A 12320-nucleotide genomic window follows, 5' to 3' on the forward strand; every position below is an offset into this window, starting at 1 on the left:
ATGGCCTTAGCTACCCGGCCACCCAACGTCAAGAACGTGGCGCGCCCTTCTCGTGCGCTGCCGCCGCCGCGCCCTCGGCGTGCGCGTCCTTGCTCTGCGCAGGGCTCGCGCTCCGGTGCGCTGCCGGGTCGTTGCTCGGCGCCTCGGCGCGCTCCTTCCGCCCCGAGGCGCCGGCGGTCTTCGTGACCTTGCTCCGCGACGGCGCCCCGGCGGCCCGCTGGGCGGACGCGTCCGCCGCGTGCGGCGGCCGCTGCGTCGAGGGCAGCGACCGGCCGAGGCGCTCTCGGGCGAGCGCGATCAGCCGCCCGACGTCGTCGTTCCCTCGAAGGAACGCGTCGCGCTGGCGGGGATCCCGCAGGGCCTCGACGCGCGCGGCCAGGGCGGAGAACGCGGCGTCGAGCGCGGCGTTCGCCTCCCGCTCCTCCCCGATCGCGAGGAGGGCCTCCACGAGCGTGACGCGGATCGCGTCGCTCCACTCCTCGATGGGCCCCCCCGCGAGGTGGCGCGATGCCTCGCGCGCCGCGTCGACCGCGGCCCTGAGCTCGCGGCGCGCCAGCTGGACGCGGGCCATCGCGAAGCTCGCCATCGCCTGCAGTGCGGCCGCGCGGTGCGCCGCCTCCTCGCAGAGCCAGCGCGCGACGGCGTGGGCGGTCGCGTGGTCGCCGGGGGCGCCGCGCCAGACGAGGAAGAGCGCCTCGTACAGACGACCGGCGAACCTGAGGCGGGAGATCTGGCACGCGTCGGCGATCTCGCTCGCCTGGCGCTCGAGCGCGACGCCCTCCTCGATGCTGCCGAGACGCGCGTGCGACATGCCGAGGTTGTGCAGCGCGAACCCCTCGATCGCCCGGAGCTTCCGGCTCCGCGCGTCGAGCAGCGCGCGCTCGAGCAGCGCCTGCGCCTCCTCGAACAGGCCGAGCTGGTTCAGCGCCGAGCCGGCGCTCAGGCGGGCCTTTGCCGCGATGACGGCGTCGCCGGCCCCGTCGGCGTCCGCGACGAGCGACGCGCCCAGGGAGGCCGCGGCGGCCAGGTCGCCGGCGTACATCAGCGCGGCCAGGTGGGCCTCCCGGGCGTGGAGGAGCGCGTCGGTCGAGCCGCTCCCGCGCGCGGCCTCCATGGCCGCCTGCGCGGCGCGGAGCGCCTCGGCGGGCCGGCCCAGCGCCGCGAGGGCGCGGACGCGCGACGCGAGGAGCTTCGCGCGGATCGCGGGTGAGAGCGCCGCCGCGAACTGCGGAGAGAGCGCGGACGCGGCGCGCGCGTCGCCCTCGGCGCTCCGGCCTGTCTCGATCATGCAGGTCGCCGCGACGACCTGCGCCTCGCCCCACAGATCCGAGCCGGGCAGCGCGAGGCGCGACGCCTGCTCCGCGGCGTCGAGCGCCTCGTCGAGGCGGCCGAGGAGCTCGAGGATCTCCCCGCGGCGGACCAGGAGCGCGGCGCGCGTGGTCCCCTCGGCCCCGCAGGCGAGCCCGCGCGTCGCGAGATCGAGCGCCTCGTCGAGCTCCGCGCCGCTCGCCGCCGTGTCCCGCGTCGCGCGCGCGTACAGAAGCGCGGCCCGCGCCTTGTCGCCGCCCGCCTCCGCGTGGCGCGCGATGAGCCCCGGATCGACGCCCGCGGACTCGAGCCAGGCGGCGGCGGCGATGTGGAGCGCGGCCCGGTCTTCCTCGAGGATCGACGCGTACGCCGCGTCGCGCACGACCCCCTGCCGGAACGTCCACTGCACCTGCCCCGGGACCCGCGGCTCCAGCTGGCGCGCGATCATCTCGCCCGCCTCCAGCTCGGCGAGCTCCGCGCCCACGGCGCGCTCGAGCAGCGCAGCGACGCCCGCCGTCCAGAAGACCTGGCCGAAGACGGAAGCGGCGCGCAGCGCCCCGCGCACCCCGCTCGACATGCGGTCGACGCGGACCTGCACCAGGGCCTGCACGCTGAGCGGCACGGCGTCGCGCCCCTCCGCCGCGGACCGGATGAGCTCCTCCAGGAAGAGCCCGTAGCCGCCGGCGCGCTGCACGATGGCCCCGCGCGTGGCCGGGTCGGCCTGCGGGAGGGCGTCCGCCACGAGCTGATCCGCGGCCTGCGGGGACAGCGGGGGGAGCGTCACGCGGGTCACGTCGCGGTGCTCCCACAGCGACGGGAACCGGGCGGAGAGCTCGGGCCGCGCGAAGCCGAACACCCCGAAGCGGAGATCGGCGCAGCCGAGCAGCCAGTCGACGAGCTGGACGGTGGTGCTGTCGGCCCAGTGCATGTCCTCGATGACCAGGATCTGCGGCGTGGCCTCGGACTTCGAGCGGAAGAACGCCTCCACCGCCATCCGCGTGCGCGACTCCATGAGCTGCGGGCTCTCGCGGGCAGCGCGCAGCGGCTCGTTGTCCTCGTCCGGAAAGGGCACGCCGGCGAGCTCCCCGATGAAGCCGGCGAGGAAGCGGAGCGGGCGGGCCAGGCGCATCGCCACGTGGGCGCTCACCTTCTGCACCTGGTCCTCGAGGCGCTCGCAGTCGCGGACGCCCATGAGCGAGCGCAGGGCGCGGCCCAGCCCCGTGATGCCCGCGCCCTGGCTCATCGCGTCGCCGCGGCAGAGGAGGATGATCGGCGCGTGCGGCGCCGTCTCGAGGTGCTGGATCAGCTCGGCGCGGACGCCGCTCTTGCCGATGCCGGCGGGGCCTGTCACGAGCGCCGCGCGCGGCGCGCCGTCCTCGGCGATCTGTCGGAAGATGCCCTGGAGCCTCGCGAGCTCGTGCCCGCGCCCGAGGGTCGCCGTGGAGAGCCCGGCGAGCTTGCGCGCGTCGAAGCCGGCGGCGTCCTCGTGGACGAGCACGCCGCCGCGCGCGTCCTCCTGGACCACGAACCGCCCCTCCAGCGCCGCGGTCGCGCGCGCGTCGATCCGGACCGCGCCGGGCGTCGCGTACTCCAGCTGCTGGGCAGCGCGCTCGAGCGCCTCGCCGGCGAGGCTCGCCCGGCCGCGGACGGCGTGCCCGATCGCGACCGAGGCCCGCGCGCCCGGCGTCGACCGGGCGACGGTCAGCGCCGCCCGCGCGGCGCGCGCCACCTCGTCGCCCCGCGAGCGCTCCACCCCGAGCGCCGCGACGAGCCTCCCGTCGGGGAGCGGCTCGAACCGCGGATCGTCGCCGAGGGCCTCGCGGAGCGCGGCGTCCACCTCGGGGCGGAGCGGCCCGGCGCCCAGCTCGAAGAGCGCGCAGGCGATCACGCGCCGCTCGCCGTTGGCGAGCCGCACCTGCGGCCGCTCGTCGCCCGGCCCGGCGGGCCCCGGCATGATCTCCTGCGCGGCCGCGCGCCGGACGATCGAGGCGGACCTGTCGGTCGCGGGAGGATCGTTGTTCAGCTCCCCGACCCGCGCGAGCGCCCGCGCCAGCTCGCCGCCGTTCTCGTAGCGCTGCTCGCGATCGCGGGCGATGGCGCGCGCGAGCACCTCGTCGAGGGCCTCGGGCACGTCGAAGCGGATCTGCTGCGCGCGCGGGGGATCCTCGATCGCGAGGCGGCTGAGCAGGGCGATCGCGTTCTCGGTCTCGAACACGTTCCTGCCCGTGACGAGGCGGAACAGGACGGCGCCCAGCGAGTACACGTCGGCCCGCGCGTCGACCGCCTCGCCGCGCGCCTGCTCGGGCGCCATGAAGTGCGGGGTGCCGATGATCGTGCCGCGCTCGGTGGGGCAGTCGTCCGGGACCGCGAGCTTCACGACGCCGAAGTCGATCAGCTTGATCGCGGTGCCTTTGCCGCGGACGAGGAAGATGTTGGAGAGCTTGAGGTCGCGGTGGACGACGCCGCGGGCGTGGATGGCGGCCATCGCGGCGGCGCTGCGCCGGACGACCTCCACCGAGTCGCGCATGCCGAGCGGCGCGCGCCGCTGGCGCTGCCCGAGATCCTCGCCGTCCAGCCACTCCATCGCGAAGAAGAGGCGCCCGTCGAGGCAGGTGCCGTGAGCGATGTACTGGACGATGTTGGGGTGCCGCAGATCGGCGAGGATCGCGATCTCGCGCGCGAAGCGGGCGCGCTCCTGGGGCGACGCGGCGGCGCGCAGGACCTTGAGCGCGACCGGGGCGCCGGTGGTCTGATCCGTGCCCTTGAAAATATCACCCATGCCGCCGCTTCGGCTGCGGGCTTCGATCATGAAGCGGTCGGTCGGGTCGGTGGACTCCGGGAGCACCGTCCGGATAGGCTACGCGAATCTCGCGTCTTCATGCCAGCGAGAAGGCGTTCTGCGCGGCGCGGAGCGCCGGCGGGCGACCTGGGCCGAAGCCCGAATCGCGCGCCATCGTCGTGCTGCTCCGCAGCGTGGCGCCTCCATGGGCGGCGCGAGCAAGCCACGGCGCTCGAAAATTCCAGCCAGCATCCGCGCCGTCCGCACCATCCTCCTGCCCGCGCGCGCCCCTCCGTGCGCTCAGAACCCCGCGAGGAGCCCGGCGCCGATGGAGGCGCTCGGACGCGGAGGTCTCAGCGCGCCGGCGAGCGGGTGGTCGAGGAGCCCGAAGGAGACGAGGACCTCGGCGTGCGAATAGAACGAGAGCGCGTCGTTGAGCGCGAGCTCGATCCCGCCGCGGAGCCCGAGCCCCATGAACAGCAGAGACACGTCGGTGGCGGGGGTCGACCGATCGCCGACGTGCGCCACGCCCATCTCGACGAGAGCGCATGTGACGAGCAGGTCGGCCGTGTGAAGGCACGGAGCGAATGCCCCGCTCGCGTGCGTGCGCAGGTACGGCGATCTCACGCTCGTGCTCCCGCCGGGGCTCGGGGTGTACGGACTCGACACCTCGCCGTTTCCGCGCGCGCTTGGCTTCGAGACGGCGAACGTGCCCCGGCTCTCCAGCGAGAAGGAGAGGCTCTGTGACCAGCGAACCCTGAAGAGCAAGGAGGCGCCGCCGAACAGCCCCTCGGGCACCCCGAGCCCCGCTATCGCGCCCGTGCCGACCCGCGCCGAACTCCATGGCTCGCCGGGCCCGCCCGCAGGCTCCGGGCGCGCCGGCGTGCTCTCTGGGCGAGGCGGCGCGGCGGGCGCTCGTTCGTCGCTCGCGAACGGCGTCAGCGCGAAGGAGATCGCGAGCGCGACGGTGTTGGTGAGCTGCTCGCAGGCGCCGTCTCCGTGCGAGAGGTCGAAGCCCCGGCCGGAGACCCGCCCGTCGGCGTTCCGGTAGGTGGTCGTCGCGACGACGTGGGCGCCGTGAGGCCTGATCGCGACGTCGACCTCCTCGGTCGCGTCCTCGCGGAAAGGATCGTACCCGACGCGCAGCCGGATCCGCTCGCGCAGCGCGCGCTCTCCAGGGCACGAGGCCGCTTGCGCACCCTCGCTGTAGCGCAGCCGCAGCGCGCGGCGCGCCGGCTCTGCCGCGAGCGAGGGCGCGCTGAGCAGCAGAGAGGCGAAGGCGATCATGCAGAGAAACGAGCGTGCCATATCCCCGATCAGCGGCTCCGATAGACGAGCCATTCGTGGCCGCCATGAAGCCCTCTCGAGCCAAAGCACGTCAAGAGCTCACGTCGCTTCTCTTTGCGAGCCCGGCAAGCATCAATCGAAGTGATAATCGAAGCCCGTGAATTGTAATGGCCGCGAAATCGCGATTATGCGCGAGCGGGATCCGAATCCGTGACGAGCGTGATCACTCGCCCGTATACACGTGGGCAGCCGACCCGCGCGGGGCGTGAGGAGCCGTCGGGACTGGTGGCAATGCAGACACGCTGTCTGCAGTGGCCTGCGCGCGGCGGGCGTGCTCCGCCCGCCGCGCGGACCTCTCGGTCAGCGCCGCGCGCGGTCGAGCTCGTTGGAGGGGGAGGGAGGGGACGAGGGGGAAGCGGCCGGCGAGCGGTCAGCCTGCGCTGGCGCCGGCGCTGGCGCCGGCGCGCGAGGCGAGCCGCGCGAGGTCCTTGGGGTCGCTGACGCGGACGAGGATGACGGTGATGTTGTCCCGCCCGCCGCCCGCGTTCGCCTTCTCGATGAGCGCCTGCGACGCCTTCTCGGGATCGGGCTCGGCGAGCAGGATGTCGCGGATCGCCTCGTGGCTCGTCATCTTCGAGAGGCCGTCGGAGCAGAGGAGGTAGACGTCGCCGGGGTGGGGCCGGGCGATGATCAGATCGACCTTGACTGCGGGGGAGATTCCGATCGCTCGGCTCAGGTGGTTCGCCATCGGCCCGGTGATCCCCGCGGCGCCCATCGTGTGATCGGTGGTGAGCTGCGTCAGCTCGTTGTCGCGCAGGCGATAACAGCGGCTGTCGCCCACGTGGCCGATGTAGAGGCGCTGCTTGTTGGGCGAGAACCGCGCGCTGACGAGGGTCGTGCCCATGCCCGTGAGGCTCCGCTCGGCGTGGGCCCGCTCGTAGATCGCCTGGTTCGCTTGCTGGATCGCGACCGCGAGCTCGCTGCCGCGACGCGGGACGTCGGGGTAGGGGCTCTCCTCGTCGCTCTCCACGAACGACTGATCCTTGAACGCGCGCGCGATCGTGTCGACCGCGAGGCGGCTGGCGACGTCGCCGCCCGCGTGGCCACCCATGCCGTCCGCCACGGCGAACAGGTAGTGCTCGTCCAGGCAGAGGTAGCAGTCCTCGTTCTTCTTGCGCTTCTGGCCGGGATCCGTCTGTCCGACGGCGCTGATGAGCAGCAGCGGCGACGAGCTGGTCGGCTCGTCGACGGCCGCCTCGTCGTCGTAGATGATGGGGACGGCGGACGGCTCCTCGCGCTCGTGCCCGTCGTCATCATCGTCGTCGTCGTCGTCATCGTCGCCGCCGTAGGACGGGATGCTCGCGCGCTTGATCGTGCTCTGCAGCACCTCCGGCGGCGCCAGCGTGATCAGCGTGAGGTCGTCGTCATCGTCGTCGAACGCGTCATCGTCGTCGTCGCGGCGCGATGAGCCGTTCGATCGCTTCCAGTCGGCGCTCGAGATCCGCTCGGTGCGGCCGTGACTTCCGGTGGTCTTCGCGTGGGCGCTCTCGCTCGCGGGCGTGCCGCCCCGCAACCCTGCTGCGCCTGTCCTCGTCGTTGAATCTTCGAGTTCTCCCTCCCCCTCGTCGAGGGCTTGAGCTCCTGGGCCCCCCTGCGTCAGCGTCGTCGCCGCGCGAGGCCGGGCCCGGTCGCCGTTGTTCGAGCGAAAATACCAATAGATCAGCCCAAGAAGGGCGATTCCCATGACAAGGGCGGCTGCGAGATCGGCCATGTCCCGGCGACCAACGTAGCAAAGGCGCGCCGCGTCTCCGAGATCAACGTGCAGGGGGACGGACGACGGCGATCGATCCGGTCGGCCTTGACCTGCGGAGCCCGCGCCGCAGGGGCGCACCTTGGGCACCACCCGGCGCAGGGGAGCGCCATCTCACCCCGCCGCAGGGCTCGCCACCCCGTGACGGGCGGCCGCTGCAGAGCGCCTCGCCTGGAGCAGAGCGTCTCGCCAGGAGGAGGCCGCGCCTGGCGGGTTGCGCGCGCTCACCCCCGGGCAGGCCGTGCGGCCGTGCTGCGCTGCGGCAGGTGCAGGCGAGAAACGAGGGCCGTCGCAGCGGCGTATGCCGCTCGTTCGCCAGGAGGACCGCTGCGAGCGCCGCGCGATCGGCGCGCGTCCGCCGCAAACGAACCCGCGGAGAGGAGCGGGTTGCCAGTGCTCCAGGTGCTGACTAGTCTCCGCGCCCGCATGAAGCTCGCCCGCACACTTCTCCAGACACCTCGCATCGTTGGCGTGGGCCTCGCGGCCTCGATCGTGGGCGGGCTCGGGGGCGCGGGCTGCTTCGTCGAGGGCGAGGGGCTGCCGCCGCCGGTCGAGGGGCTCTACTACCCGACGGGCCTGGCGGTGTCTCCCGGCGGACGGGTCCTCTACGTCGCGAACTCGGACTTCGATCTCCAGTTCAACGGCGGCACGGTCCAGGCGCTGGATCTCCAGCGGCTGCGCAAGCGGGCGCTCACGCTCCAATCGGGGCTCGCTCCTGGCGGGCAGGACGCCAGCGGCGGCGTGCGCGGTGCGTGCGATGCGGTGGGGCTGAAGACAAACGCCGCGTCGTCGCTCTACCCGGGGCCGTGCGGGCCGCTCAACCTCTCCGCCCTCGATGGCGACGAGGAGGTCGTCCGGAGCTCGGCCGTGATCGGCGCGTTCGCGTCCAGCCTCCTCCTCGTGCACAGGCCGCCCAGCGGCGAGGCCGCCGACCCCGGCGCGGAGCCGCAGGCGCGCCTGTTCGTGCCCGTGCGCGGCGACCCCTCGGTGACCTTCTTCGACGTCGCCGACGATCGGTTCGACGACGCCGGCGCGCAGCGTTGCCAGGGCGAGGCCTGCTTTCGGCTGGACTGCGGCGCGAGCGCGGCGGGCGGGCGCTGCGGCAGAGATCACCGCATCGGGGAAGACCCCGGCCAGGAGCTCATCCGACGCAAGCTGCCGCCGGAGCCGTTCGGGATCGCCGCCGGCCCGGACGGGACGAGCATCGTCGTCTCGCACCAGACGGAGAACGCCGTGAGCGTCATCGTGAACCGCTGGGAAGCGAGCGAGAGGCCGCAGCTGGCGTACGTCCTCACCGACCTCGGCCTCGGACCGACGGAGCTCGCGGCCGTGCCGCGCCCGAGCGTGCTCGGGGAGCTGAAGAAGAAGGGGTGGGGGATCGACCACCAGCCCGCGTTCGCGGTCACGTACATCGCGTCGTCGGAGCTCGGCCTGCTCCGCTATCAGGACGGCGCTTCAGGCGCGGCGCCGCGCCTGAACGAGTCGACCCCGACGCCGATCACCGCGCTCGCGCGGGGGACCGACTCCCGCGGGGTCGCGTTCGACGCGAGCGAGCGGCAGGCGTGCGAGGACGGCTGCGCGGGTGGCGCAGACGTGGCCGAGTGCCTCGAGCGGTGCGTGGAGATCCCGATCCCTGTGTACGTGGCGCATCGCGGCCCGAACTCGCTGCTCATCGGCGAGCTGACGACGACCCTGGTCAAGAAGGGCTCGGTCGTCGACGCGGAGGGGCAGGCCTCGGTGTACGACACGATCGCGTTCCACGACGCCGCCCCGCTCGGGGCCTACCCGTCCCGGATCGAGATCGGCCAGGTGATCGACCTGGAAGGCGTGCCTCGCCGCAGGGTCTTCGCGCTCGCGTTCGACGCGGGGCTCGCGTTCTCCTACGACCCGGCAGCGCGCCGCGTCGACGCCGTCATCAAGACCGGGCGCGGGCCGCAGGCGCTCGCGTTCGACACGGGTTCCGCGTGCGGCGACGAGAAGGAGCGCTGCGACCGCGAGCAGGGCAGCGCCGGCCGCGACACCTATTCCCTCATGTACATCGCGCATTTCACCGACTCGTACCTCGGCGTTGTCGACCTCGACATGCGCAAGGCGAGCACGTTCGGAACGATGATCCTCACGGTGGGCACGCCCGTCCCGCCCCGGGAGTCCCAATGAAGCCGCGCCTCGCGCTCCTCGCCTCCACCTCCGCCCTGGCGCTCGCCGGGTGCGCCGGGGAGGCCACGCCGGTCACCGTCGAGGCCCTGGCGCAGTCCGGCCGCAGCGCGTTCGTCTGCCTCGCCGTCGACCGGCCGGATCCGGACAAGCCGGGCGTGATGCGCTCGCTGCCGATCACGGACTGCTCGTACCGCACCGTCGAGTCGTCCACCGACTACGTGGTCGACGCCGAGGACGGGGGCAGGGCCACGCTCCCGCACCTCTACGGCCTCGTCACGCAGACCGCGCGCGGCGAGGTCGCGATCGTCGACATGACGACCGAGTCGGCGCTGACCGTCGATCGGGACCCGGGCACGCCCGCCCCGAGCTTCCTCCCTGTCGGCGCGCAGCCTGTCGACATCGTCGCGACGCCGGGCGGGACCGCGTCGTTCGTCGCCGTCGCGGAGCCGGGGCGCGCGGGGATCTACGCGCTCCCGTCGGCGAAGGTGCTGCCGCGCGAAGGCTGCCCGGTCCCGTCGCTCAGCTCCTGGCCGGCGTGCTCGCTCCCCTCGGCGCCTGGCGAGATGCTGCTCGTCGCCGACCCGCCGGACCCGGAGGGCAGCGGCAAGCTGCGGAGCTCGTGCGAAGGCAGGTACGACGTCGAGCCGACCAAGCCTGGCGACCCCGGTGCGTTCGTGGACGACGTCTGCTCCACGTCGAACGGGAGCTTGGACATGGAGGGCGGCGGCCGCCAGAAGCTCCTCGTGACCTTGCCCGATCTCGGCGGCATCGCCGTGATCGACGCGCAGAAGCTCCTCGAGGGCGAGGACGGCGGCTTCGAGGCGTGCGAGGTGGAGCGGTGGGTCCCTCTCGGGGTCTCGCTCCCGCCGGCCGCGACGCCCGGCGAAGCGCCGCACGGTCCCGAGTGCGCCCAGCCGGCGGCCGCGACCAGCCAGGAGCAGGCCTCCGAGAAGCCCCGGCCCGCTGGGCTCGCGCTCTCCGACAAGCGCCTGTTCATCGCGGATCTCGACGCGCCGGTGATCCACGTCGTCGACCTCCCGACGCCCTGCGAGCCGCGCGAGTCACCCCCGCTGCTGCCCGCGTCGACGCTCGATCCAGGGCGCGTCGTCACGACGACGCGCCTCGCGGTGAGCCTGGCGTCGCCCCCCGACTTCAGCCGCTACCTCTACGCGGTCGACGCCGGCGACGGCAGCGTGATGGTCTTCGACGTCAGCGACGGCGCGCCCAGCCGGTCGCCGCTCGCTCGCGAGAATCCGGACTGGAACCCGTTCCAGCCGCCCGACCGCGTCCGCCTGCCGGCGCCTGTCCGCGATCTCGCGATCGTGCAGCGCGACGTCCCGAAGAGCCTCCCGGCGACGGGCGTGGTGCCGAGGGGAATCCGGTGCAGCCCCGATCCGAAGCTCACGCCGTGCGACAGCAGCGTCACGTCGTGCGACATCGAGACGCTGTACCGCACGTCGGCCGATCGCGACTCCGGCGCCAGCCCGCTGAAGCTCCGGGGCACGTTCGCGTACATGGCGCTCACGAACGGCCAGGTCGCGATCGTCGACATCGACGACCTCGACGCGGCCTGCCGCGGACCGGAGCGCCCGAGCGTCCGCGCGGGCTGCGATGCGGACGCTCCGCCGAGCAGCCCGCTGCTCGAGACGAGCGGCGAGGCGTCCTGCAACGTCGTCCTCCCGCACGCCGTCCGCTCCGAGACCTACGTCGTGGCGAGCGACGGATCCGGCCAGATCGAGCCCGGCGTGCAGGGCCTGCCGATCCTCTACGATCGCAGCGGCGCGGTCGTGCCGCTCTCCGCGGAGAGCCCGAAGATGCGCGCCACGTTCCCGTCCGAGGGGGCCGCGCCTGACCTCGCGCTCGCGGTGGGGGTGCAGCGCGAGGCGATCGCGTCGAGCGACAGCGCTGAGAGCGAGCTCGACGAGCAGGGGCTCGTGCTGAGGTCCGGCGGGCCGCAGCACGCGCTGACGATGAACCTCGAGGACCCGCGGGTGCACATCGCCAACGAGACGTGGACCGCGACCTACGAGGGGCTGCTCACGTCGATCACCCGGGCCGCCGTGGCCTTCGACGAGAACCTCTACCTGAGGGGCGCGGACGCCCGCTTCTGCCGCCGCGGCGTCCAGAGCCTGACCAGCGTGAAGGCACAGCTGGAGGCCGCGGGCGTCCCGGAGGCCGAGACCCGCGCCGAGCAGCTCGCCGACTTCGCGCAGATCACGTCCGAGCTCCCGGACGAGGACGCCACCTACTGGAACAACGTCGACTCGTCCGTGTGCTCGTTCGACACCTGCAACGCGAAGTACGGCAGCGTCATCACGTCGCGCCCGGCGCTCCGCATCGAGGAGGCCTACGACGACCACCTCGAGTTCGCTCCGGCCGCCGAGGCCGAGGCCAAGTTCGCGGCGTGCTGCTTCGCCGGCTCGGTGCAGCTCGGCATCCGCGCCGGGGGCCAGTGGGTCGTCCGGAGCAACGGCGCCGGCTTCCTGCACCACGTGATCGCCGATCCCGCGACGGGCACCTGCCGGAATTCGTGCGACACGCGCCTCTCGCGGCTCAACGGGCGCGTCGTCCACACACCGCGCGACGGGCGCGTCACCGACGGCGAGCCGGGTGCGTTCATCAACCCGATGTTCCGGTTCGCGGTCACGGGCGGCGTGCCCGAGCAGGACATGCAGTTCCGCTTCACCACCCAGGGGGCGTTCTCGCCGCTCGCCCTGGACCTCGCGGACATCAGCGACACAGTGGAGCTCCAGCCGCAGGCCATCCAGCTCGTTCCGGCCACGGGCGAGCTCGCCGTCACCGACGGCTCGGTCCAGGGCCTGTTCCTGCTGAGCTCACGCGACGTCGCCGTGGCGCGCCGGTTCCGCTGAGCCGCCTGCCGGCACCGCGGCATTGCGGTTCCGGCGCCGAGATTTCCACAAAAACAGCGGAACAAACGCGCGAATCACGCGTAGACCTCACCGGCGGTCGAGACTAAGA

5 protein-coding genes are annotated in these 12320 nt (G+C 73.4%); 2 read left to right on the forward strand and 3 right to left on the reverse strand.

What is annotated here, in order from left to right; all coding sequences use genetic code 11:
* Positions 1 to 28: 28 nt before the first annotated feature.
* From WMF14_RS17765 to WMF14_RS17775, 3 genes are all read right to left on the reverse strand, one after another.
* Positions 29 to 4087, reverse strand: coding sequence for a serine/threonine-protein kinase (locus WMF14_RS17765; protein ID WP_437802400.1), 4059 nt, complete (start codon positions 4085 to 4087; stop codon positions 29 to 31).
* Between the two features lie 300 nt (positions 4088 to 4387).
* Positions 4388 to 5395, reverse strand: coding sequence for a hypothetical protein (locus tag WMF14_RS17770; RefSeq protein ID WP_437802402.1), 1008 nt, complete (start codon positions 5393 to 5395; stop codon positions 4388 to 4390).
* Between the two features lie 409 nt (positions 5396 to 5804).
* Positions 5805 to 7118, reverse strand: a complete 1314-nt coding sequence (locus WMF14_RS17775) for a PP2C family protein-serine/threonine phosphatase (protein WP_437802404.1) — start codon at positions 7116 to 7118, stop codon at positions 5805 to 5807.
* Positions 7119 to 7610: 492 nt separating this feature from the next.
* Between WMF14_RS17775 and WMF14_RS17780 the strand changes: the two genes are divergently transcribed.
* Positions 7611 to 9341 (forward strand): hypothetical protein, encoded by a 1731-nt coding sequence (locus tag WMF14_RS17780; protein ID WP_437802406.1) that lies wholly within the window; start codon positions 7611 to 7613, stop codon positions 9339 to 9341.
* Positions 9338 to 12211, forward strand: coding sequence for a hypothetical protein (locus WMF14_RS17785; protein WP_437802408.1), 2874 nt, complete (start codon positions 9338 to 9340; stop codon positions 12209 to 12211). The genes WMF14_RS17780 and WMF14_RS17785 overlap by 4 nt, the downstream gene beginning before the upstream one ends.
* The last annotated feature ends 109 nt before the right edge of the window (positions 12212 to 12320 follow it).

Origin of the sequence: Sorangium sp. So ce693 (assembly GCF_051521375.1) — a bacterium.
In the GTDB taxonomy this organism is placed as follows: domain Bacteria; phylum Myxococcota_A; class Polyangia; order Polyangiales; family Polyangiaceae; genus Sorangium; species Sorangium atrum.